The 22,260-nt window shown below is 67.3% G+C and carries 20 protein-coding genes and 1 tRNA gene; 11 read left to right on the top strand and 10 right to left on the bottom strand.

The features are described 5' to 3' along the window. The first annotated feature begins 28 nt into the window (after positions 1 to 28). Positions 29 to 841 carry an NAD(P)/FAD-dependent oxidoreductase gene (locus IE307_RS26680; protein ID WP_191302086.1) on the top strand — a complete coding sequence of 271 codons (813 nt, stop codon included), beginning with the start codon at positions 29 to 31 and terminating at the stop codon, positions 839 to 841. Here the strand turns inward: IE307_RS26680 and IE307_RS26685 are convergent. Together IE307_RS26685 and IE307_RS26690 are read right to left on the bottom strand one after the other, a co-directional pair. After that, a complete protein-coding gene (locus tag IE307_RS26685) occupies positions 804 to 2,534 on the bottom strand; it encodes a sensor histidine kinase (protein ID WP_191302087.1) in 1,731 nt (576 codons plus the stop codon). The genes IE307_RS26680 and IE307_RS26685 overlap by 38 nt on opposite strands. Then, positions 2,531 to 3,196 (bottom strand): response regulator, encoded by a 666-nt coding sequence (locus IE307_RS26690; protein WP_191302088.1) that lies wholly within the window; start codon positions 3,194 to 3,196, stop codon positions 2,531 to 2,533. Before IE307_RS26690 ends, IE307_RS26685 begins: the two co-directional genes overlap by 4 nt. An 80-nt stretch (positions 3,197 to 3,276) precedes the next feature. Between IE307_RS26690 and IE307_RS26695 the strand changes: the two genes are divergently transcribed. Both IE307_RS26695 and IE307_RS26700 read left to right on the top strand, forming a co-directional pair. After that, complete coding sequence (locus IE307_RS26695; RefSeq protein ID WP_191302089.1) at positions 3,277 to 4,059, top strand: DUF3152 domain-containing protein; 783 nt, start codon at positions 3,277 to 3,279, stop codon at positions 4,057 to 4,059. Between the two features lie 53 nt (positions 4,060 to 4,112). Next, complete coding sequence (locus IE307_RS26700) at positions 4,113 to 5,018, top strand: LysR family transcriptional regulator (protein ID WP_191302090.1); 906 nt, start codon at positions 4,113 to 4,115, stop codon at positions 5,016 to 5,018. On the opposite strand, the gene IE307_RS26705 is transcribed toward IE307_RS26700, so the two are convergent. Then, positions 4,975 to 5,736, bottom strand: coding sequence for an AraC family transcriptional regulator (locus IE307_RS26705; protein ID WP_191302091.1), 762 nt, complete (start codon positions 5,734 to 5,736; stop codon positions 4,975 to 4,977). The two genes, IE307_RS26700 and IE307_RS26705, sit on opposite strands and share 44 nt — an antisense overlap. A gap of 88 nt (positions 5,737 to 5,824) precedes the next feature. Between IE307_RS26705 and IE307_RS26710 the strand changes: the two genes are divergently transcribed. Beyond that, a complete protein-coding gene (locus tag IE307_RS26710) occupies positions 5,825 to 6,625 on the top strand; it encodes an NmrA family NAD(P)-binding protein (protein ID WP_191302092.1) in 801 nt (266 codons plus the stop codon). Here the strand turns inward: IE307_RS26710 and IE307_RS26715 are convergent. The 3 genes from IE307_RS26715 to IE307_RS26725 are packed head-to-tail and all read right to left on the bottom strand — an operon-like array spanning position 6,601 to position 8,567. Next, complete coding sequence (locus IE307_RS26715; protein ID WP_191302093.1) at positions 6,601 to 6,984, bottom strand: hypothetical protein; 384 nt, start codon at positions 6,982 to 6,984, stop codon at positions 6,601 to 6,603. The two genes, IE307_RS26710 and IE307_RS26715, sit on opposite strands and share 25 nt — an antisense overlap. 12 nt (positions 6,985 to 6,996) lie before the next feature. Continuing rightward, the gene (locus IE307_RS26720; RefSeq protein WP_191302196.1) at positions 6,997 to 7,446 is read right to left on the bottom strand and encodes a very short patch repair endonuclease; all 450 of its coding nucleotides are present in this window, start codon (positions 7,444 to 7,446) and stop codon (positions 6,997 to 6,999) included. 5 nt (positions 7,447 to 7,451) lie between these two features. Then, complete coding sequence (locus IE307_RS26725) at positions 7,452 to 8,567, bottom strand: DNA cytosine methyltransferase (RefSeq protein WP_191302094.1); 1,116 nt, start codon at positions 8,565 to 8,567, stop codon at positions 7,452 to 7,454. A 176-nt stretch (positions 8,568 to 8,743) separates the two neighbouring features. Here IE307_RS26725 and IE307_RS26730 point away from each other — a divergent pair, with 176 nt between their 5' ends. Genes IE307_RS26730 through IE307_RS26750 form a run of 5 tightly spaced genes read left to right on the top strand, consistent with a single transcriptional unit; the run spans position 8,744 to position 16,182 of the window. Continuing rightward, positions 8,744 to 11,455: a Z1 domain-containing protein gene (locus IE307_RS26730; RefSeq protein WP_229905086.1), complete on the top strand. Its 2,712-nt coding sequence runs from the start codon at positions 8,744 to 8,746 to the stop codon at positions 11,453 to 11,455. Continuing rightward, complete coding sequence (locus IE307_RS26735) at positions 11,452 to 12,453, top strand: PD-(D/E)XK motif protein (protein WP_191302095.1); 1,002 nt, start codon at positions 11,452 to 11,454, stop codon at positions 12,451 to 12,453. Before IE307_RS26730 ends, IE307_RS26735 begins: the two co-directional genes overlap by 4 nt. Further along, complete coding sequence (locus tag IE307_RS26740) at positions 12,453 to 14,504, top strand: hypothetical protein (protein ID WP_191302096.1); 2,052 nt, start codon at positions 12,453 to 12,455, stop codon at positions 14,502 to 14,504. The genes IE307_RS26735 and IE307_RS26740 overlap by 1 nt, the downstream gene beginning before the upstream one ends. Beyond that, on the top strand, positions 14,501 to 15,397 hold the full coding sequence (locus IE307_RS46960) for a hypothetical protein (protein ID WP_229905087.1): 897 nt from the start codon (positions 14,501 to 14,503) through the stop codon (positions 15,395 to 15,397). The genes IE307_RS26740 and IE307_RS46960 overlap by 4 nt, the downstream gene beginning before the upstream one ends. Then, positions 15,397 to 16,182 carry a DUF6339 family protein gene (locus IE307_RS26750; protein WP_229905102.1) on the top strand — a complete coding sequence of 262 codons (786 nt, stop codon included), beginning with the start codon at positions 15,397 to 15,399 and terminating at the stop codon, positions 16,180 to 16,182. The genes IE307_RS46960 and IE307_RS26750 overlap by 1 nt, the downstream gene beginning before the upstream one ends. 294 nt (positions 16,183 to 16,476) lie before the next feature. On the opposite strand, the gene IE307_RS26755 is transcribed toward IE307_RS26750, so the two are convergent. Then, positions 16,477 to 16,549 (bottom strand) — tRNA-Arg (locus IE307_RS26755). A gap of 129 nt (positions 16,550 to 16,678) precedes the next feature. After that, entirely contained in the window at positions 16,679 to 17,758 is a 1,080-nt protein-coding gene (locus IE307_RS26760) for a LacI family DNA-binding transcriptional regulator (protein ID WP_191302098.1), read from the bottom strand. Between the two features lie 72 nt (positions 17,759 to 17,830). Here IE307_RS26760 and IE307_RS26765 point away from each other — a divergent pair, with 72 nt between their 5' ends. After that, positions 17,831 to 18,994 (top strand): MFS transporter, encoded by a 1,164-nt coding sequence (locus IE307_RS26765; RefSeq protein WP_191302099.1) that lies wholly within the window; start codon positions 17,831 to 17,833, stop codon positions 18,992 to 18,994. Here IE307_RS26765 and IE307_RS26770 read toward each other — a convergent pair. Continuing rightward, the gene (locus IE307_RS26770) at positions 18,972 to 19,496 is read right to left on the bottom strand and encodes a hypothetical protein (RefSeq protein ID WP_191302100.1); all 525 of its coding nucleotides are present in this window, start codon (positions 19,494 to 19,496) and stop codon (positions 18,972 to 18,974) included. The genes IE307_RS26765 and IE307_RS26770 overlap by 23 nt on opposite strands. A gap of 35 nt (positions 19,497 to 19,531) precedes the next feature. Here IE307_RS26770 and IE307_RS26775 point away from each other — a divergent pair, with 35 nt between their 5' ends. Then, positions 19,532 to 21,463: a bifunctional copper resistance protein CopD/cytochrome c oxidase assembly protein gene (locus tag IE307_RS26775; protein WP_191302101.1), complete on the top strand. Its 1,932-nt coding sequence runs from the start codon at positions 19,532 to 19,534 to the stop codon at positions 21,461 to 21,463. Here IE307_RS26775 and IE307_RS26780 read toward each other — a convergent pair. After that, positions 21,460 to 22,257: an ABC transporter permease gene (locus IE307_RS26780; protein WP_191302102.1), complete on the bottom strand. Its 798-nt coding sequence runs from the start codon at positions 22,255 to 22,257 to the stop codon at positions 21,460 to 21,462. The genes IE307_RS26775 and IE307_RS26780 overlap by 4 nt on opposite strands. Positions 22,258 to 22,260: the final 3 nt, after the last annotated feature.

Consider the following 22,260-nt stretch of genomic DNA (forward strand, 5'->3'; position numbering starts at 1 on the left):
ACTGGACTGTCGACCGCAGTCTTGGGTCATGACCTACGAAGTGGTGATCATTGGTGGGGGAGCGGCCGGGCTGAGCGCCGCTCTGATGCTGACCAGGGCGCGCCGCAGCGTGCTCGTGGTCGATGGTGCCGAGCCGCGCAACGCCCCGGCCGCGCACATGCACAACTACCTCTCTCGCGACGGCTTCTCGCCGTTGGAGCTGCTCAAGCACGGACGGGCCGAGGTCGAGGGATACGGCGGAGAGATCGTCCACGACCAAGTCCGCGGTGTGACGAAGACCGACGAAGGGTTCGCGGTCGAACTGGGTGAGCGCACGGTGCACGCCCAGCGCCTGCTGTTCGCGACCGGCTTGGTGGACGAGGTGCCGGAAAACCTGCGCGACCGCTGGGGCCGTGACGTCTTCGGCTGCCCGTACTGCCACGGCTACGAGGTCCGCGACCAGAAGCTCGTGGTGTTCGGCGAGGAGATGAAGGTGGCGCTGGTCCGGCAGTGGTCGGACGACGTCACGCACGTCCCGTCCGTCGACTCCGTCGAGGTCGAGGACGACCGGCTCGTCGCCGTGATCTCCGACGGCAAGCGGGTGCCGGCCGACGCGCTCGTGTACTCCGCACCGATGAAGCCACGCGACGAGTTCCTGCTGGCGCTGGGCGCCGAAACCGAGGAGACCATGGTCGGACGGTTCGTGCGCACGGACGCGAAGGGCCGCACGAGCGTCCCCGGCGTCTACGCGGCGGGCAACGTCACGGACCCGGCGGCCATCGTGATCGTCGCCGCCGCTCAGGGCGCGCAGGCCGCCGGGATGATCAACATGGATCTGCTGGGTCTCCTGCCGGCAGGCTGATCCGGAACGTCGAGCCCTGCCCGAGTGTGCTCCGGACCGACACCGAGCCGCCGTGCGCCTCCACGAGGTGCCGCGTGATCGCGAGCCCGAGCCCGCTGCCGCCCGTGCGGCGGCTGCGGGACTTGTCGGCCCGCCAGAACCGGTCGAAGACGTGCGGCAGGTCCTCGGGCGCGATGCCGGTACCGGTGTCAGCCACCTCGATGACCGCCCTGTCGTCGGCCTGGAACAGCTTCACGACGACCTCGCCGCCCGGCGGGGTGTAGCGGACGGCGTTCGCGACGAGGTTGCCCAGCGCCTGCCTCAACCGCACCGGGTCCGCGCTGATGTGCACCGGCGTGGTCTCGGCGCGCAGCAGGATCTCGCGGTTCTGCTGCGCGTTGACGACCTGGTCCACCACGTCGTCGAGCGCGATCGGCTCGGGGTGCAGCCGCAGCGTGCCCGCGTCGGCCTGGGCGAGGTCGTGCAGGTCGTCCACGAGTCGTTGCAGCAGAAGGGACTCCTCCAGCAGCATGCCGATCAGGTGCGGGTCCGGTTCGGCCAGCCCGTCCTGCGTCGCCTCCAGCCAGCCGGTGATGTTGCCCAGCGGCGTGCGCAGCTCGTGGGCGACGTCGCTGACCATCGCCTGCCGCTGCCGTTCGGTCTCGGCGAGCTTCTCCGACATGGCGTTGAACGACTTGGCCAGCTCGCCGATCTCGCCCGCCCCGCCGTCGACCCGTGCCGTCCGGTCGCCCTCCGCGGTGCGCTTGGTGGCCGCCGTGAGCGCGCGGATCGGCCGCACGAGCTGGGTCGCTGTGACCCAGGACGCGAACCCGGCGATCGCGAGGATTCCCAGTGCCACCAGCGTGATCCGGGTGGTGCCGGTCGTCGAGAGGTCGATCGTCTGCGGCTCGTCGCCGGTGGTCGGGGTGAGGAACAGCTGCGCCGGCTCGGCGACGTACGGCTTGAGCTGCTCGCGGCGCGCTGTGTCCATGCAGCCCACCACGTCCGGCGGGGAGTCGCGCACCGCCATGACCTCCCAGTCGAACGTCACCCTGCTCGGCGGTTTGTCCATGATGGACGGATCGCCCTCCCGCACGGCGATGCACTTGGTGAACAGGGTCTGCAGTTCCTCGTACGCGGCGGTCTCCGTGGCCGTGAGGGTGTACAGCCGGTCGCCGACCTTGCAGTCCTCCCACTTCGACAGGTTGCCGGGCTGGTCGTTGGACAGCCGGGGCCTGCCGTTGGGCGCGTCCACGATGGTGATGAAGCTGTTGCATTCGGTGAGCTGCGCCGAGTAGGCGTGCAAGGTCCGGTACTCGTCGTCGGTGAGCTTGAACGGCCCGACCGCCCGCGGATCGATCTTGCCGTTGACGTTGAGCGGATCGACCACCGCTCTGGGGGTGACGGGCAGCTGCGGTGCGCTCTCGGTACCGGTGTCGACGAGCTTCCTGCCGTTGCGGTCGGCCAGCGCGATGCGCCGGTCGTACTTCCGCGCGAGCTCGTCCACCTCGGCCTTCGCGTCCGCCCAGTTCTTGTGCGTGGCCGCGTAGTTGACCAGCTCGTCGACGATCGCGGCGTCGGTCTCGAGCGCCTCACCCTGCTCCTGCCGGATGGCGCCGGTCGTCGCCTGGCTCGCGAGCCACGCCGTGACGGCGATCGAACAGGCCGCGATCACCAGGGAGAACAGGAAGAACCGGACGAGGAGGCTTTTCATACGAGCTTGTACCCGATGCCGTAGACGGTGAGGAGGCGTTCCGGCCGCCGTGAGTCCTGCTCGATCTTGCGACGCAGCTTCATCATGTGCACGTCGACCGTGCGCGCGGTGATGAACCCGTCGTCCAGCAGCTGCTCGCGCGTGAACACGCGTTGCGGTTGTGCGGCCATCTTGGCCAACAGTCGGAACTCGGCGGGCGTGAGGCTCACCAGCTCGTCCTTGATGCGCACTTCGTGCCGGATCGGGTCGACGATCAGATCACCGACCTTGAGCACCGCGGCGTTCGTCTCGCGCGCACGGCCGGTGCGCCGCAGGATCGTCCGCACCCGCGCGACCATCTGCCGCGGCCGGAACGGCTTGGTGATGTAGTCGTCGGCGCCCAGGTCGAACCCGAGCAGCACGTCGTCCTCAGTGGACCGGGCGGTGAGCAGCACGATCGGCACGTCCGACTCGGTCCGGACCGCGCGCAGCACGTCGATCCCGTCGACCAGCGGCATCATCACGTCGAGGACCAGCAGGTCGGGGTTGCGGCGCCGCGTCTCGTCGATCGCCGCCCGTCCGTCGTGGACGACCACCACCGAATGCCCGTCGTGCTCGAGGTACCGGCGGACGAGTTCCGCCTGGTGGACGTTGTCCTCGGCGACGAGGATGTGGGCACACACAGTGCGAAGTATGCAGGCCTTCACGGCAGTCAAGCGGAACGCAAACAGGTTCTTCATCAGTTCCGGCGAGCGTTGCCGTCATGAAGGTGCACCTGGCTCTGGTGGCCGTCGGGCTGACGGCCGTGTTGCTGACGACGGCCCAGTTGGCTGGCGAAACGTCCCCCGCGGCGGCTCCGGCCACCACGTCCTCGTCGGTGACGCCTGTTCCGGTGCCGTCCTCGTCGCCACCGCCGCCCCGTGTGTACGCGTCGAGCTCGGACCTGCCCGACGGCCCGGAGTTCCCGGTCGCCGGCGCGGGCACGTTCCACGTGGTGCCGGGCAACGGACCGGTCGTCGGTACGGGCCCGTTGCGCACCTACGCCGTCGAGGTGGAGGACGGCATCACCGTCGACGAGCAGGCCTTCTCGGCGTTCGTGGACGCCACCCTGGCCGACCCGCGCGGCTGGACGGCGCGCGGCCAGCGTTCCGTGCAGCGGGTCTCCGGTGCCGCCTCGGTGCGGGTGCGGCTGACGTCCCAGCGGACGGCGCGCGCGGTCTGCGGGTTCGAGATCCCGGTCGACGTCTCGTGCCGTGACGGCAACCTCGTCCACCTGAGCGCGGCCCGCTGGATCCGCGGCGCGGTCGCGTTCCTGCCGGACCTGGACGCCTACCGCACGTACGTGGTCAACCACGAGGTCGGGCACGCGTTCGGACAGGGGCACGCGCCCTGTTCCGTCGCGGGTGGTCCGGCGCCGGTGATGATGCAGCAGACGTTCGGCGTGGCCAACGACGAGATCGTCCGCATCACCGGCGGAGTTCCGCAGGGCGCGGTCATCCCGCGGGACGGCAAGGTGTGCACGCCGAACGGGTGGCCGTACCCGTGATTTCGTGGCCTGTGCTCACTTGTGGTTGATGTCCGTCTCCATAACCTGGCCGCATGGACGTGGACACGAGGCTGCTGAGGTACTTCGCCGCCATCGCGGAGGAGGGCAACCTCACGCGCGCGGCGCACCGGCTCTTCGTGTCACAACCGTCGCTGACCAAACAGCTCAAGCACCTGGAATCACAGCTCGGCGTGCGGCTGTTCACCCGGTCAAGCACCGGGATGACGCTGACCGAGGCGGGCCACGCCCTCGCCGCGCGCGTGCCGCCGGTGCTCGCGGGCTGGGACGCGGCGGTGCGCGAGACCAGGAGCACCGCCCGCGTGCTGCGCGTCGGTTTCCTGGCCAGCGCGGCGAACGACGCGACGCAGGGCATCGTCACGGCGTTCGGCAGACTCCGCCCCGGCTGGCGCGTCGACCTGCGGCAGGCCCCCTGGTCGGACCCGACGGCAGGCCTCGCGGCGGCGGAGGTGCCGGTCGCGTTGCTGCGACTGCCCTTCCCCGGCCACGAGTCGTTCGGCGTGCGGACGTTGTTCAGCGAACCTCGTTGCGTGGCACTGCCTTCCGCCCACCCGCTGGCCGGCCGCCCCTCGGTCGACTTCCGCGAACTCCGGGACGACCCGGTCATCGTCGCCCCCGCCCTCGAAGGAACCTGGCGCGAACACTGGCTGGCGTTGTCCGAAAGGGACGGTCACGAGGTCCGCGTCGGCGCCGTGACGGAACATCCCGACGAGTTCCTCGGCGCCATCGCCGGCGGCCACGGCATCGCCCTGGTCCCGGCGTCCACACCGCACTTCCACTCCCGCCCGGACATCGTCTACGTCCCGGTGACCGGCGTTAGCCCCAGCGAGGTGGCCGTCGCGTGGCTGCCCGACGCCGGCGAAGCGGTCTGCGACTTCGTCCGGTGCTGCGTCGACGTCACGCGCTCTCGGCGCACCGGCTGCGACACGCGCTGGGGCTGAACCCGTGCACCCGCTTGAACGCGGCGCTGAACCCGAACGCGTCCGCGTACCCGACCTTGCGCGCCACCGACGCCACCGTCGCCGACGACTCGGCCAGCAGATCGGCCGCCACGGCCATCCGCCACTCCGTCAGGTACGTCAGCGGCGGCACCCCGACCAGCCTCGCGAACCTGCTGGCCAGTGTCGTGCGCGCCACCCCGGCCTCCCGAGCCAGCAACGCGAGCGTCCAAGGCCGTTCAGGATGCGCGTGCATCGCCCTGAGGACCGGCCCGACCACCGCGTCCGCCCGAGCCCCCAGCCACCCGTCCCCGTGCTCGCGGTCGAACCACTCCTTGAGCGAACAGACCATCAGCCAGTCCAGCAACCGATCGGCCACCACACCGGGCCCACCCGTGCCGATGCTCGAGTAGAACTCCGCACACCCGCTCTCCCCACCCACCACCAGCGCCTTCGGCAGGATGTCACTGAGCTTCCGCGCCACCGCCCCCATCACGTCGTACGTGCCACTGACCACCGTCGCACGCCCCCGCACCGCAACAGATCCCTGCACCACAACGACATCACCGGCCCGCGCGACCTCACCCAGCACCTCGACCTCCCCCGAGGCCACCGCGCACAACGTGAGCCCGCCGAACACCGCACTCCCGGCCACCTCGGTCCGGCGCACCCCAGCACCATCCGCGCGCATCCCGCGCAACAGCTCGTCGAACGGCTCCATACCCCCAACATACGGCCCGAACGATCGAACATCATCGATGAACTCTCGCCAATGGCCCGCCCGCCCACCCGCCCGGTTGGCTACCCCCATGACCCAAGAGATCCTGGTGCTCGGCGCCACCGGCAAAACGGGCCGCCGAGTGGTCCACTCCCTCGAAGCGGCAGGCGCGACCACCCGCAAGGCCTCCCGCGCCACCGGCTTCGACTGGAACGACCACACCACCTGGAAACCGTTCCTGCAGAACGTGCGAGCCGCCTACGTCATCGCCCCGGAAGACCCGTCCGCCGCCACCCCGTTCGTAGAACTGGCAACAACCTCCGGCGTCCAACGCCTCGTCCTGCTCTCCGGCCGCGGCCTCGACAAAACCCCACCAGAAATCTTCCAGGGCATGCACGCAGCCGAACACGCCGTCCGCTCCGGCCCCATCCCCTGGACCATCCTGCGAGCCAACAACTTCAACCAGAACTTCTCCGAACAGGTCTGGCACCCCGAGATCAAGGCAGGCCGCCTCTCCCTCCCCGTCGACGACACCCCAGAACCCTTCGTGGACGTCCACGACATCGCCGAAGTGTCCACCCTCGCCCTGCTCGGTGACCACGCGGGCCAGACCTACGACCTGACGGGCCCGGAATCCATCACGTTCACCACAGCGGTGGCCAAGATCTCCGCGGCCACCGGTAGCCGCATCGAACTGGCCGAACTCACCCCAGCCGAATACCGCGAAGCCCTGCTGTCCCACGGGCTTCCCGAAGAGGTCGCCACGGAGCTGAACGGCATGTTCGAAGGCATGCGCAACGGCCTGATGACCAACCCGACAGACGACATCCCCCGCCTCCTGGGCCGCCCGGCCAAGAGCTTCGACACCTACGTCTCGGAAACCTGGCGCTGACGAGGCAACAACAGGTGCACGGCAAACCCGGCCGCCGTAGCCAGCACCGCCTGGTAGACGACCGACACCTGGTACGCGTCCCCGACCAGGAACGCGGTCTCCAGCCCGGTCGTCCACCAGCCGGCCAGCTCACCCAGCCCCAGCACGTGCCACCCGAAGAACCCGGCACACCACCCGGCCACCACCCAGGCGGCCGTGCCGCCTCTCCTGGCGAGGAGGAACACCGACACCGCGGCCACGGCGTTGAAGGCGAGGGCGATGCCGGTCAGCGAGCCGCCGGGGTTCCACAGCAGGCTCGCCACCGTCTGCACCACGAGCACGCCGACGACCAGCCAGGTGCCCAACCGCGTCTTGTCCACGGTCCTGATTATTCAGGGGCCCGGTCGTTCGCCGCGCTCGGCCGACGACTGGACGAGAGTTGATATCTGCTCTGCGGCAGTCCGCGGGTCCTGATGTTCCCAGATCCGGACCGGCAGCCAACCGGCATCGCGCAGCAGCTGATCGGTCTCCTGGTCACGCTCCCGATTCCGGCGAACCTTCTCGGCCCAGTACGCCGCGTTGGTCGCCGCGACGGTGTGGTGTTCCTCGCATCCGTGCCAGAAGCAGCCGTCGACGAACACGGCCACCTTGAGTCGCGTGAACACGATGTCCGCGGTCCGGCGAACCCCAGGAAGAGGTCGGTGGGAGACGCGATAGCGCAGGCCGCGCGCGTGCAGCAGCCTGCGGATCGCCAACTCCGGCTTCGTGTCGCGGCTCTTGTTGCCCTGCATGCTGCGACGGACCCCGGTGTTGGCCGCTTTCGTCGGACGTTCGATGCTCATGTCGGTCACTCGGCCGGGCGGTCGGCCAAACCATTCGCGATGTGCCCTGCGAGGTATTGAGCCATCTGCACCGGCACCGCGTTTCCGATCTGGCGCGCGATCTCGAGCTTGGGGCCGCACCATTCGAACGTGTCGGGGAATCCCTGCAGCCTGGCGGCTTCGTGGTGGGTCAACGCGCGGTTCTCGGTCGGGTGGATGTAGCGACCCTTTTCGGGTTTGAAGAACTCCGTGCGGATCGTCACCGACGGCTTGTCCCACCTCAGCCGGCCCATCACGTCACCGGACCCGGTCGTGTGCTTGATCCAGCACGGTGCCTTCAGGTGATCGGGAAGGTTGAACCGGTTCCCGCCTTCCGGGATCGCTTCGAACCGATCTCTCGACAGCTTCTGGTAATTCCGTGTGATGTGCAGTTCGTTCGCGGTGTACTTACCGGGGACCACACGGCCGAAGACCTCGTACTCGCGGCCAGGCGGCAGGTCGACCAGCGCCTCGGGCACCGCTTGATTCAGATCGCTGATGGCGTCCTTGACCGTCGGCCACGCCTCAGGCGCGACCTGGACGGCCGGGAGCAGGATCTGCTCCACGTCGCGGTGCGTGCCGATCACGATCGCACGTCGACGGAGCTGGGACGATCCGTAGTCCGTTGCCCGCAGGATGCCGAAGTCGATGCGGTAGTCGCTGAGCTCGCCACCACGTTGAGTCAGCTTCCGCAGCGCGTCGAACTGCTTCGTCTTGAGGAACTGGTCGACGTTCTCGAGCAGGAAGGCCTTCGGCCTCACCTTGACCAGAGTGTCGACGTAGCGTTCCCACAGATCGTTGCGCTCGTCGTCCTCACGCTTGGCGCCGAGGTTGGAGAAGCCCTGGCACGGCGGGCCTCCCACGACGACATCGGCCTCGGGCAGATCGCCCTTGACCCAGTCCGCGATGTCGCCCTGGTAGATGTGCTCCTCGCCGAAGTTCGCCGCGTACGTCGCCGCGGCGTAGAGATCCTTCTCGACGGCGGCGACGGGAGTGAACCGCTCCGACTCGCGGAACCCCTCGGACAGGCCACCGCACCCAGCGAACAGATCGATCACCTTGAGCGGTGGCGTCTTCGCGCTGGCTCTGGACCGATCGGACATCGAGCTCCAACTCTGCGTAGCCGGTGAGGTCGCTGCGACCCGGGCTCGACCAGTTGATCGAACCTGTGTTCACATGCTAGCCGGCCGGAGTCGGCACTCCTAGTGCGACTGTCCGGTGTGGCGTGAGATCGCGGACGGTGTCCACTTGTACTCCATCTGAGGCCAGTTGTGGCCAGATGGTGGCGATTCGAGTAACGAATGGCTCGCCTTGTGCGATCGTAGATGTTACTTGGCAGATGAGGGGCCTGGAGCGAATTCGCTCAAAAGTGCCTGCAGAAACGCGTTCTGCCCGCACCGGTGGAGGATCTGTGTCGTCCAAGCTCGATCAGGTGTACGAGGTCTTCTTGCATTTGCTGGAGTCCGTGACACCGGACGAGGCAATCAGGCACATGGAGATCCTCAACGGCGACCAGGAGCTGCTGCAGCAGGTCAGGGATCGCCACGAGCAGGAGACGATCAAGATCAAGGAGCGCGAGGAGCCGAGATCGGTGGTCCTCGGCAATCGTTTCACCTGGTACACCGGGCCTCGCCCCAAGGACAAGTGCTGGCCCGCCATCAAGGGCTTGCTGGCCAAAGACGGTTGGTCCGACTCGTCGATCGAGAATCTCGACGCGGCGTCGACCAAGGTCGTCTCGATGCTCAGTCATCCCAAGGAAAAAGCGTTCTCCACTCGCGGACTGGTCGTCGGATACGTTCAATCGGGCAAGACCACGAACTTCACCGCGGTCATGGCCAAAGCGGCTGACCGCGGATACAAGTTGTTCATCGTGCTGGCGGGTATCCACAACGGCTTGCGCAGGCAGACGCAGTTGAGGTTGGAACAGCAACTGGTCAAGCCCAACCCGTCGGGCTGGATGCAGCTCACCGACCCGGACAAGGACTTCTACCCGCCTGCCAACGCCGCCGCGTATTTCGCCACGGCGAACAAACAGCACGTGCTCTGCGTCATCAAGAAGAACCGGACGGTGCTGGAGAAGTTCGACCAGTGGCTGGCGTCGGCCAAGGAGCACCTGCGCGATTCCCCGGCATTGATCATCGACGACGAGGCGGATCAGGCGACCGTCGCGACCGGCACGATCAACCCCTTGATCTGCCGCATCCTCAACCGGCTGCCGAAGTCCGCGTACGTCGGCTACACGGCGACGCCGTTCGCGAACCTCCTGATCGACCCGTCGGTGCCCGAGGACCTCTATCCGAAGGACTTCATCGTCAACCTCCCGCAACCGGAGGGACACTTCGGCACCGAGGTGCTCTTCGGACGCGATGCGCTGGACGGAGAAGATCCCGAGGACGTCTTCGACGGCCACGACATGATCCGCGACGTGCCCGACGGCGAGGTCCACCTGGTTCGGCCTGCTTCGAAGACCGAGGTCGACGGCTTCATGCCGACCATCTCGGGAAGCCTTCGTGACGCGATCCTCTACTTCTGGTTGACCACAGCGGCTCGACGTGTGCGAGGCAAGGGCAAGGCCCACTGCACCATGCTGATCCACACGAGTGTGAACACGTCGGTGCACAACAGTTTCGGACCACCGCTCCGAGGACTTCGGGAGAAGTGCCTGCGAGCGGTCGAAGCGGGTGAGCAGGACCTGCTGGACGAGTTCCAAGCGATCTGGGAGAAGGAGACCGGAAGGGTCGACGCCGCGCTGTTCGGTGAGCGCGCGCTCCAGTTCAGCGAACTCGAGCCGGTGTTGGCCGAGGCGATCCGCTCCTGCAAGATCGTCATGGACAACTCCAGCAGCAAGGACAGGCTCGACTACGAGAACGGCCCGGTAACGGCCATCGCGGTCGGCGGCAACACGTTGTCCCGCGGTCTCACCCTCGAGGGTCTTGCGGTGAGTTACTTCGTGCGGGCCGTCTCGGCGTACGACACGCTGCTGCAGATGGGCCGCTGGTTCGGTTACCGCAACGGCTATGCCGACCTGCCTCGGATCTGGATGACCGACGAACTCCGCGACTGGTTCCGCCACCTCGCCACCGTCGAGAACGAGATGCGGCGTGACATCGACGTCTACATGGTCGAGGACAAGACGCCGATGCAGTTCGCGGTGCGGCTCAGGACCCATCCCAAGTTGAGGGTCACCGCCGCGGCGAAGATGAGGGACGCGGTCAAGGCCGAGTTCGCATACGGTGGCCAGCGCATTCAGACCAGGTACTTCAAGACGGACCCGGAGTGGCTGCGGAACAACCAGCGAGCGGCCAGGGAGCTCATCTCCGGTTCGATCGCCGATCAGGTGACCCCGGAGTCCGGTACGACCTCAGGACGGTTCCTGTTCAGGGGCGTTTCACACGAACGCATTCTGCAGTTCCTCGCGTCCTACCGGTTCCACGAACGGTCCCAGGAATGCGACACGGGCCTGATCACCGCTTACATCAAGAGGCGAATCACGTCCGCGTCCGCGCTACGGCGATGGAACGTCGCGATCGTTGGAAACCCGTTGGGCAGACCGGACACCAGGATGTTCGAGTTCACACCCGACGTTCAGGTCGGACAGAACACGCGTGCTCGGCTGCGAGGCGCCATCACGGATGGAACTGTCGACATCAAGACGTTGATGAGCCGCCGGGACGCAGCCATCGATCTGCGGTTCACCGGAAGCGCGAGCGATCTCACCGAAACGCAGATAGTGGACCTTCGGCGCGCGCAGCTACCGTCGACCGGACTTCTCGTCCTCTATGCGATCGACAAGAACTCCACGCCCCACAAGAAGACCGAGGCGTCGCGCGATCCGCTCGGCCTGGTCGAGGACGCGATCGGGGTGGGACTGGTGTTCCCCAAGCCGAGCGGTCAGGACAACGCGGTCAAGTGGACCTATGTCAGCGCTGACCTGTCCAAGGTCGACATCGAAGAGGAGGACCTCACCGTTCTCTACGAGGAGGAGAGGTGACGGCCGACGATTTCCGAGCGTTGCTGGACGAGCACTGGCGCGCTCTGGAGGAACAAGCCGCTTCCGCGCCGAACAAGGTCCGAACCTCTGAACTCCCGTCCGAGTCGGACAACGGCCACCTCAACGTGGGCGTCGATCACGAAGGTCGTCGCCATCTGCTCGTGCCGTTGTCCTCGAGCCAGCGCGTGCGGACGAGAGGAGAGGGGTCGGCGCTGAGTCTGCGAGAGCGCGCACTTGAGGACAGCGATTCCTACGTGCGATACGCCGATCTGTGTTGCACGCGCACCGATCTCGACGATGTGTTCACAGGGCTTTGCGGAGATGTGCTTCAAGCCGTTCAAGGGACACCCGATCGACCGTTGAAGACCCTTTACTCGGTTCTCGATCGATGGCGGGCCCTGTTCCAGAAGTCGTCCGGGGAGCTCGGTCCCGAGCAACTGGCCGGGTTGTTCGGCGAACTCGTCGTACTTCGTCGACTGCTGGAATCGTGGCCGACCGCTACCGACTGGTGGCTCGGACCCACAGGTGCCAGGCACGACGTCCTCGCGGAACCTCATGCCATCGAGGTGAAGTCGTCGCTGGCTCAGGAGGAGCGCCGATTCCGCGTCCACGGCACCGCGCAGCTCGAAGCGCCTGAGGGAGGCGATCTCCACCTGGTGTGGTTCAGACTCGCCCGATCGCAGGGGCAAGGGCTGCGGCTGGTGGATCTGATCGACCAGATCAGACGTCTTGCCGACGACGAGAGCGGGTTCGTCGCCAAGTTGTCGATGGTGGGCTACCACCTGGGGGACACCGATCTGTACCGCGAGGTTCGGTTCACCGTCGAAGAGGAACGGTGGTACGAGATCACCGATTCGTTCCCGCGGGTCCGCTCCGACTCGATTCCCGAACCGGTCCGGGACGTCCACTACACGATCGACTTGGACACGGTCATGACACAGCCGCTGGACAAGTCTCAGATCGACGCCCGCCTTGTCGAGATCCTTCGGGGGGACTGATGAACGACGTCGCGTGGTACTCGCAGCCCTTTCCGCCTGATGGCGCGAGCGCGGCCGAAGGGATTCGCAACCAGCTCGGTCGGCCAGAGCTGGACCTCCTGACGGTTCTGGTGCGGGAGTCGGCTCAGAACAGTTGGGACGCCAGGCTTTCCGACCGCGCAGTCGACTACCGCATCGACTACCAGACGATCAGCGCGGCTCACGCCCCCGTCTGGCGTGAGGAACTCCTGCGGGAAGCGCCTCGAACAGAACACCTCCCTCTCAGGGCGTCGTTATCGGCACCGACGATCGACATCCTGACCATTTCGGATCGAGGGACGAGCGGGCTCGGCGGTCCGACACGAGCGGACAGCGCGGTCACCCAGGACCACGACTTCGTCTCGTTCGTGCGCAACATCGGGGAGCCGCGGGACACCGCGCTCGGAGGTGGGACCTTCGGATTCGGCAAGGGCATCTTCTACCTCATCGCCAAGTCCGGCGCCGTGCTGGTGCACACCCGGTGCCGTGTCGACGAAGGCTTCGAGACCCGGCTCATCGGATGCGCGCTCTGGCAAAGCCATGTCAAAGGCAAGGGCGACAAGGCCACGCGCTACACGGGTCGGCACTGGTGGGGGAACAACGAGGGGGACGTGGTCGAGCCTCTGACCGGGCCGGACGCCGAAGTGATGGCCCACAGACTCGGCTTGCGCGCGTTCGAGGCCGACGAGACCGGAACCAGCATCGTGGTGATCGATCCCGAGTTCGGCGACCGCACTCCGCACGAGGCCACGAGCTACCTGGCCGACACCATCCTGTGGAACCTGTGGCCGAAGATGCTGCCCACCGCGAACGGGCGGCCCCCCATGTCGTTCTCGGTGAGGCATCAGGGGTCTGCGGTCGTGGTACCCGATCCGCGAACCACTCAACCGATCGACATGTTCGTAGAGGCCTACGAGAACATGTGCTCCTCGGACAAGGGGCATGTGCTCGAGTCGTACAAGCCGAAACGTGTGCTCGGCAGGCTCGGGTTGGAGAAGCGGCTCGTCCTGCCGTCCGAGCCCACCGCGGCCGCTTCCGGTATGGGGATCGAGAAGGCCGTGCACCACGTCTGCCTGATGCGGACGGCCGAACTCGTCGTCACTTACCACCAGGGGCCGAAGCCTTCGGCCGAGTACATGTCCTACGCCGGTGTGTTCCGCGCGACGGAGGACATGGACGCGACGTTCGCGGCCTCCGAACCGCCCACGCACGACGCCTGGGCATGGCAATCGCTGGAGGGCCACAACAAGACGTTCGTGAAGGTCACCTTCACCCGCTTGAAGGAGAAGCTCGACGCGCTTGTCGCGATCAACGACAAGGTCAAGTCACCCGGTGCGGAGGTTCCGCTGGGAGCGGCGAGCCGGGAGTTCTCCAGCCTGGTGACCGGATCGTGGGGAATCGGAGGAGGTCTGCGCTTCGGGAAGGCCAAGCCCGGCCCGGTCCAGACCGAGGACGAGGACGCCGAATGGGACGTCGAAGAGCACGAAACCTTCGTGAGCACACCTTCAACGCAGGTTGCGGACCCCGCGGCCGACGTGTCCGTAGGGGACGACGGTCACCAGCACCGTGAACACGGGGTCTCGGATGATCGGACCGGACCTCCACACGACACGACGGTGCACGACGAGCGGCCTGGCTGGCAGTCTCTGGCCGGCACGCTCCCCGCTGCTCCTCCGCCTCAGGCGCCGGCGGCACGCCCGAAGGTGCACTACGTCGCTGAGCCGTACTACGACGACCGTGACGGACAGGTCGTTCTCGTGCAGGAGTTCCGTCTGCCTGTGCGTGGCACACAGCAGTTATCGCCCCAGCTCTCGATCCTCCTGCCGGGCAATGGTGTGAGAGAGACCGATCCCCCGATCGGCGCGGCTCGGCCGGAGTTCTTCGGGTGGGAGAACGAGAACGGGTTGTTCGACCGCACGAGCAGCCTCGTTGTTTCGGGCGGTCCGGACATCTGGCGGCTGTTGGTCGTTCCCGCTCCTGACACGGTGACGGAGATCGGCGTCGCGGTGAAGCGAGCGGAGGTCGCGAGGTGAGTCGTCGAGCACTTCCCTTCCGCACGCCGGGCGACGAGGCCGTCAAAGCCCAACAGTGGGTCCTCGTCGTCGACGGGGAAGGATTCGAACTGCCGGAGGCACTGCCCGACTGGGACTACCAGATGAGCCTTCACCTCAGGAACGAGGTTCACGTCGATCTCGACGCCGTGCACGCGTCGACCGGGTTGACCCCTGATGCGAAGTTGTCGCTCGTCGTCGTGTGGACGGCGACAGGATCAGGCCTCCGTGGGACGGCCCAGCGCGTCCCGTTGTCCGGGGAAGGCGCGCACACCGTCGAACTCGACGTAGAACTGTCCGGCACTCAGCTGGGAGGGCTGCTGACGCTCGACACCCAACTGGTCCTGGCGGAGTCACGCGAGACCGGCGCGATCGCAAGTCCCCGTCGCGGTGGTTCAGTCCTGTGGACGCACACGCGGACGCTCTACCTCCAGGGCGACGCGCCGCAGTTCCCCATCGCGGTGGTCGACTTCGAGGCCACACAGCTTCCCACCGATTCCGCATGGCACGTGCAGCTCAGCGAAGAACTGAACACCGCCACGATGGGTGCTTTGCTCCTGCTCGTCAACGAGCGGAAGAAGCCGGTGGTCACTGCGTTCCAGAACGCCGCGTCACCTCGCCCGATCGACAAGGTGTACCTGGCCGCTGCGTACGCGGACATCGCCAGGACGATGATCGAGCACGCGCTGGCAGACCCCGATTTCAATCATGACAGCGAGTACGCGGAGGACAGCCTGGGCGCGACACTCCAAAGCCTCCTGGAGAACCTGTTCCCGCACATGTCCGTCCAGCACCTGCGCCAACGACGTGAACAGTCCCCGAACCTCTTCGCGACCGAGATCCAGGCCGCTGTCAGCATCTTTGAGGAGGCGTGATGAGTCGCCTGTACCCCCGTCTCCTGTCCTGGCACGCCAAGTCGCTCTACGCCGATTACCGCGAGTTGGGCCTTCCCGAACTGACCGCCCGCCATGACACCACTCACCTCTCGGCGGTGTTCGTCGCGACAGGCGGCGATCGGGTCGGTGCCCCGGAGCTCGCCGAACTGCGTGCGAAGGTGGTCGCACTGGCCACTGAAGCCGGCTATCCGGGAGAGCCGGATCAATCCGCTCGATCCAGGTTCGACCTGGCGCTGGCAAGGATGCTGCACGGTGAGATGGGATTGGTACCGGCGGAAGCCGCCTCCGGCGACGTCTGGGCGTTCCTCTCACTCGTCCTGCTCCCGGACGTCGCCTACTGGCGTTACCCCGGCCCGCCACGCGATCGCGTGCAGGCGTCGGACATCACTCGCCACGTCTTCGGCCGACTTTGGTGGCGAGCTCACCTCGTGCACGACCCGAGCGAGCAAGACCCCCATTCGGCACTGACGATCCTGGGTGAAGCCGCGTTCGACCAGATCTATGCGCGTCGCCGAGCGCTGGGCGGGAGTCCGTACCTGGTCAAGGCGATCTTGCGGGTGTGGGGCGGTCTGGACCGCGGTGGCGCGAACGAGCGAGAGGTCCTCCGCGACTTCCTCAAACGTCTTCTCCGGCTTGCTCCGTTCATGTGCTTCGAGGCGATGGAGGATCGCCACCTGGACGCGGAGCTGTCGCGTGCCGCTCACGAGAGTGTTCAGGCGGTGCAGGCGAAGAAGCAGCAGGAGCACACACTCGCCGCTGTGTGAAGACAAAGGAGGCGGCTGACCTGCCTAGCTGGTCGACTGAGCCGTCACAGGCCGCTCCGACGTCGTAACCGACGTGACCGATGTAGGGCCACGATCTACCTGCAAGGCCTTGCGCCGTGACAAGTTCGGCTGGTGCTGCCGAGTTTGAGGTCTGCCTTCCGGCCGGCCAAGGTGCGACCGTGGCGATAGCTCGCACCATGCGCCGCACCTCCGACGCCTCGAAGATCAACTACAAGCTCGACCAAGAAGAAGGCCGCTGACCTGTCAGTGCAGGTCAGCGGCCGCATGTTCCAGCGCCCCTGGCAGGATTCGAACCTGCGACCTCGGGATTAGAAGTCCCTCGCTCTCTCCACTGAGCTACAGAGGCTGGAGGGGTGCGCAGACGACCACGACGCGTGGCCACCGGTGCCCCCACCGGACACATCGTCCGGAGTCGATCGACTGTTTCCGCCCTACGACCAAACGGGTGATCAAAACAGTCTAAACGTGACTCAGATCACGTCCGTGGGGCCGTTGAGGCTCTCTTCACGAGGGAAACGACGAGTCTCGTGGGCCTGGGCGGTCTGCCCCCGGCCAGTAACTTCAGGGCCAGTTCGCCTGCTCGGCGGCCCTTGTCTGTCAGGGGTTGACGCACAGTAGTCAGCGGGGGGTCGCTGTAGGCCGCTTCGGGGACGTCGTCGAAGCCGACGACCGAGATGTCGCCTGGGACGGTCAGCGTCAAATCGCGGGCTGCCTGGAGGGCGCCGAAGGCGAGTTGGTCCGATGCGCACAGCAGCGCGCTCGGGCGGGGCGTGCGGGTGAGTAGCCACCGCGCGCCCAGACGTCCGAGTTCGCGATCACTGCCGCGCGCCTCCCACACCGGGACATTGTCCGGTTCCACCCCTGCTTTTTCCAAAGTGTCGAGGTAGCCGCCGAGGCGGTCGCGGCTCACGCGGAACGGCACGGCCGAACGGCGCTCGTGGGAGGCCGGTCCTGATGCTCCGTCCGGGTGCAGGGCGAACGTCAGGACGCCGAAGCGGGTGTGGCCCAGTTCGAGGAGGTGTGACGCTGCTGCGGAGGTGCCGGCGTAGTCCTGCACCTCCACTCGCGCTGAGCCCGGCAGGACTGGCTGGTCGATCACGACCAGCGGCAGGCCGCGGGCTGCCACGGCGTCGAGGGCCGGGGCGGAGTCGGGGAGTGAGTAGGCGACCATCACGTCCGCTTGGGCGCGCGAGACGATCGACGGGCGTGGGCCGCCTGTGGCGTCGCCCGGCATCAGGACGAGGCTGTGGTCGTGGCCGTCGACGGTCTGGGCGAGGCCGTCCAGCACGATCGACAGGGCCGGGTCCGAGAAGGCGCCGGACAGGCCCTCCGGCAGCATGAAGCCCACGGCCGCGGACGAGCGGGTGGCCAGGGAGCGGGCCACGGGGTCGGGACCCGCGTAGCCGAGGGTGCGTGCCGTTTCGAGGATGCGTTCGCGCAGGGACGACGACAGTTGGTCCGGCCGGTTGTACGCGTTCGACACCGTTGCCCTGGAGACCCCTACGGCCGCGGCGACGGTGTCCAGCGTCGGCCTGCGTCGGCGGTCGGAGTCCACTCACGCATCGTAGGCGAGAGATCGCACCCTGCCCGCTGGCGCTGCTGAAGCGCTTCAGTCATGCTGGAGGCCATGTCCCCACGCCTGGCCACGTTCGTCGTGTTCCTGTTGAACGGCGCTGTCTTCGGCACCTGGGCCTCCCGCGTGCCCGCGCTCGCGGAGCAGGTCGGTGCGGAGGTCGGCAGTCTCGGGCTGGCGTTGCTCGGGGCGAGCATCGGTTTGGCCTTCACGGCGCCGTTGGCGGCACGGGTCTGCGCGCTCTACGGGTCGCGTGGGGTGCTGATAGGGAGCAGCCTCCTCAGTCCGCTGCTTCTGCCCGTGCTCGCGTTGTCGCAGTCACCGCTGCAACTCGGGCTCAGTCTTGTCGCGCTTGGCGCGAGCATTGCCGCGATGGACGTGTCGATGAACATGGCCGCGGTCGTCGTCGTGCGCGCGTTGCAGCGGCCGTTGATGCCGCAGTTCCACGCGGGGTTCAGCGTTGGCGGTCTCATCGGGTCTTTGGGCAGTGCCGCCGCCGCTCATGCGCACTGGACGCTCATGAAGCACTTCCTCCTAGTGGCGTTCGCCGGTGCACTGGTGACCGCGCTCATCGCGAAGAAGATCCCCGGAGGAGTAGGGGAGCGCTATAGGGAAGAAGTCACCGAACGCGCGAACGTGCTCAAGAGTCCAGTCCTCTGGCTGTTGGCGAGCATCGCGCTGTGCAGTGCCATCGCGGAAGGGGCGGCGGCGGACTGGTCGGCGTTGTTCATGGTCCGTGAACGCGGCATGAGTGACGCGGCGGGTGCATACGCCTATGCGGGCTTCTCGGTCACGATGGGGCTCGCACGGTGGTTCGGCGAGCCGATCCAACGCCGCCTCGGCCCTCACCGCCTGCTCGCCGCGGGAGGTGGTCTCGCCGCGACGGGTCTGGCGCTCGCGGTGGTGGTCCCGCTGCCGGTGGCCGGGTACGTCGGGTTCGGCCTGGCCGGGCTGGGGCTCGCGTTCTCGTTCCCCGTGGTCATGGACCTGGCCAGCGAGACTGGCAAACGCGCCGACGGCAGCGGCGGCGAACGTCAGCTCGGGCTGGTGACGACCATCGCCTACACGGGGTTCCTCGCGGGCCCGCCGATCGTGGGCGGACTCGCGCACGTCAGCTCACTCGTGGTGTCGCTCGGGTTCGTGGCGCTCGTCACGGCGCTGATCATCCCGACGACCTTGCTGGCCAGGAGGGCGGCTAGGCAGGCGGCATCCGTTTGAGCGCTTCCTGGCGGATCGGCTCCAGCGCCTTGCTCGCCTTGCTCTCGGTGGCGTCGCCGCCCATGCCGATCGCGACCAGCAACGACTCTTCGCGCGTCACGGCGATGGTGGCCGTGCACACCATGTCCTTGTCCGTGGACGGCCGGGAGCAGCTGAGCCATGTGGCGTGCTTGGCGGTCTCGATCTCACGGCCGTCCGTCTGGGACTTCTTCGACTCGTCGAACGACCGGTAGGGCACCGCCACCATCACGTACGGGCCCTCGTTGAGCGTGAACAGGCACGAGTTCGCCAGCTCGGTCCGCGGTACGGGCTTGAACTTGAGCGTGCCGAGCGGCTTGAGGTCCTTCTCCGTCACCAGCGAGCACGGGTCGACGCCGGCGGTCTTGCGCGGCGTCGCGATGGCGAGGGGCGGCAGTGGCGCCGCGACGGGTTCGCCCTGGACCGAGTACGCGCAGCCGGTCAGCGAGACCAGCACGAACAGGAGGAGGAGAGAACGTCTCACACGGGGCAACACTAGAGGGTCGTAGGCTCCGGGGCGTGCCAATCGAACGCTCCACCAGAACGGGTTTGGTGCCCCTCGTCGTCATCGGCTTCGCGGTGGCGGCCCTCGCCGCCGTCGCGCTGAGCTCGTTCGAGAGCAACCCCCCGGTCGGGGTGCAGATCGTGCGGGTCCTGACCGAGACGGGTGCGGTGGTGACCATCGGCTCGTTGCTCCTGGCGGCGTTCCTCGTGCCACCGCAGAAGTCCGGCACGCTCGCAGCGGACGGTTACGCGGCGATGCGCACCGCCGGGTGGTTCGCGCTGGTGTGGCTCGTCGGTGCACTGCTGTCCGTGCCGTTCACCACGGCGGCCGCGATCGACCGGCCGGTGAGCTCGTTCACCTTCAGTCAGATGATCGCGACGGCGATGCTGCTGGAGCAGTCGAAGGCGTGGCTGCTGACGGCGATCATCGTGGCTCTGCTGGCACTGGGCTGCCGTCTGGTGCTGTCGTGGGGATGGACGACTGTCCTGCTGTTCGGTGCCATCTTCGCGTTGGTGCCGGTCGCCGTCACGGGACATTCGTCGTCCGGCGGTTCGCACGACATGGCGACCAACAGCCTGTTGTTCCACCTCGTCGCCGCGGTGCTGTGGGTGGGCGGACTGATCGCGTTGCTCGCGCACGGCAGGCGTGGCGGCGCGCACCTCCCGCTCGCCGCGACGAGATTCTCGAAGATCGCTCTGGTCTGCTGGATCGTCATGGCCGTCTCGGGCGTGGTCAACGCGCTCGTGCGCATCACACCGGCCGATCTCCTGACGTCCGCCTACGGCTGGCTCACGCTCGGCAAGCTGGCGTGTCTGCTGGTGCTCGGCGTGTTCGGCTACTTCCAGCGCGAACGCGGCGTGAAGGGCGTGGTCGACGGCAGGCCGCACGCGTTGCTCAAGCTCGCTGGTCTCGAAGTCCTGCTGATGATGTTCACCATCGGCCTGGCCGTGGCGCTCGCCCGCACGCCCCCTCCCGGCGGCAGCACCGAACTGCCCAGCCGAGTCGAGCTCGCGATCGGTTACGACCTCGACGGGCCGCCCACGCTCGCGGCCATCCTGTTCGACTGGCGCTTCGACCTGATCTTCGGCACCGCCGCGCTGGCCCTCGCCGCGTTGTACGCGCTGGGCGTGCGCAGGCTGACCCGGCGCGGTGACAAGTGGCCGGTGGGCCGGACCGTCGCCTGGCTGCTGGGGTGCTTCTCGCTGCTGTTCGCGACGTCGTCGGGCATGGGCCGGTACTCGCCGGCGATGTTCAGCGTGCACATGGAAGCGCACATGGTGCTGTCCATGCTGACGCCGATCCTGTTCGTCCTGGGCGGGCCGGTCACGCTGGCGTTGCGCGCTCTGCCGGTCAACAAGGAGGTGCCGGGGCCGCGCGAGTGGGTGCTGGCCTTCGTGCAGTCACCGGTCGCGCGGCTGCTGACGAACCCCTTCGTGGCGCTGGCGTTGTTCGTCGGTTCCTTCTACGCCCTGTACTTCTCGGGGCTCTTCGAGGCCGCGCTGCCGTTCCACTGGGCGCACATCGCGATGAACGCCCACTTCATCCTCGCCGGGTACGTCTTCTACTGGCCCGTGATCGGCGTGGACCCGTCACCGAACAAGCTGCCGCCGCTCGGCCGGTTGGGGCTGCTGTTCGCGTCGATCCCGTTCCACGCGTTCTTCGGCGTCATCCTGATGAGCTCCGCGACCGTCATCGGCGAGCAGTTCTACCGGGGCCTCGCGCTGCCGTGGGTGCAGAACCTGCTGGAGGACCAGCGGCTCGGCGGCGGCATCGCGTGGGCGGCGGGGGAGATCCCGCTGCTGGTCGTCATGGTCGCCCTGCTCACGCAGTGGGCGCGGCAGGACGGCCGGGACGCGAAGCGGCTGGACCGCAAGGCCGACACCGATGGAGATGCCGACCTCGAGGCCTACAACGCGATGCTGCGGAAGATGGCCGGCAAGGACTAGACCGACAGCGGCCTGCGGAACCCGCGGACCGCGAAGAACGCTCCGACCGCCGCGATCACGCCGCTCGTGACCAGCGCGCCGGCCACTCCCGTGACAGGGTGGGCGAGCGCCAGGCTGCGGGCGGCGTCAACCGCGTAGGTCAGCGGGTTGACCTTGGCGATCGCCTGCAGCCAGCCGGGCAGACCGTTGACCGGCACGAACGCGCTGGACGCGAACATCAGCGGGAACATCGCCAGGAAGCCGACGGTCTGCATGAGCTCCGCCTTGCGGACCCAGGCGGCGATCGCGATGAACACCCAGCTCAGCGCCCATCCGACGATCAACGCGAGACCCAGCGCGGCGAGGGTGCCGAGCATGCCGCCGTCGGGCCGGAACCCGAAGACCAGGACGCCGAACGCGATCATCAGCACCAGCTGGAACGCGGTGCGGACCGCGTCGGACAGGTTGCGTGCCAACAGGACCGTGCTCGGGCGGATGGGCAGCGAACGGAACCGTGCGAGCACACCGTTGGACATGTCCTGCACGAGCCCGATGCCGGACGCGAGAGAGGACTGCATCGCGGTGTTCACGAGGATCGCGGGCAGCAGGAAGTTGATGTAGCTCATGCCCGGCGGGAAGTTGGCCGTGGACGTGATGCTGCCGAAGATCTGGCTGAACAGCGTCAGCATGATCAACGGCTGCAGGATGCTGAAGAAGACGAGTGCGGGCGTGCGCAGCAGTGCGCGCAGCGAGCGGCCGGTCAGCACCAGCACTTGCGTCGGGTAGCTGCTGCCGTGCCAGGTCAGTGTCGCCATGAT

The sequence above is a fragment of the Lentzea cavernae genome, assembly GCF_014653695.1.
In the GTDB taxonomy this organism is placed as follows: Bacteria; Actinomycetota; Actinomycetes; order Mycobacteriales; family Pseudonocardiaceae; genus Lentzea; species Lentzea cavernae.

Coding starts and splice junctions, on each gene's coding strand:
- IE307_RS26725 (WP_191302094.1), bottom strand. CDS start 8,567: ATGTCCGATCGGTCCAGAGCCAGCGCGAAGACGCCACCGCTCAAGGTG.
- IE307_RS26765 (WP_191302099.1), top strand. CDS start 17,831: ATGTCCCCACGCCTGGCCACGTTCGTCGTGTTCCTGTTGAACGGCGCT.
- IE307_RS26730 (WP_229905086.1), top strand. CDS start 8,744: ATGGTGGCGATTCGAGTAACGAATGGCTCGCCTTGTGCGATCGTAGAT.
- IE307_RS26705 (WP_191302091.1), bottom strand. CDS start 5,736: ATGGAGCCGTTCGACGAGCTGTTGCGCGGGATGCGCGCGGATGGTGCT.
- IE307_RS26720 (WP_191302196.1), bottom strand. CDS start 7,446: ATGAGCATCGAACGTCCGACGAAAGCGGCCAACACCGGGGTCCGTCGC.
- IE307_RS26700 (WP_191302090.1), top strand. CDS start 4,113: ATGGACGTGGACACGAGGCTGCTGAGGTACTTCGCCGCCATCGCGGAG.
- IE307_RS26695 (WP_191302089.1), top strand. CDS start 3,277: ATGAAGGTGCACCTGGCTCTGGTGGCCGTCGGGCTGACGGCCGTGTTG.
- IE307_RS26780 (WP_191302102.1), bottom strand. CDS start 22,257: ATGGCGACACTGACCTGGCACGGCAGCAGCTACCCGACGCAAGTGCTG.
- IE307_RS26685 (WP_191302087.1), bottom strand. CDS start 2,534: ATGAAAAGCCTCCTCGTCCGGTTCTTCCTGTTCTCCCTGGTGATCGCG.
- IE307_RS26680 (WP_191302086.1), top strand. CDS start 29: ATGACCTACGAAGTGGTGATCATTGGTGGGGGAGCGGCCGGGCTGAGC.
- IE307_RS26750 (WP_229905102.1), top strand. CDS start 15,397: ATGAGTCGCCTGTACCCCCGTCTCCTGTCCTGGCACGCCAAGTCGCTC.
- IE307_RS26740 (WP_191302096.1), top strand. CDS start 12,453: ATGAACGACGTCGCGTGGTACTCGCAGCCCTTTCCGCCTGATGGCGCG.
- IE307_RS26710 (WP_191302092.1), top strand. CDS start 5,825: ATGACCCAAGAGATCCTGGTGCTCGGCGCCACCGGCAAAACGGGCCGC.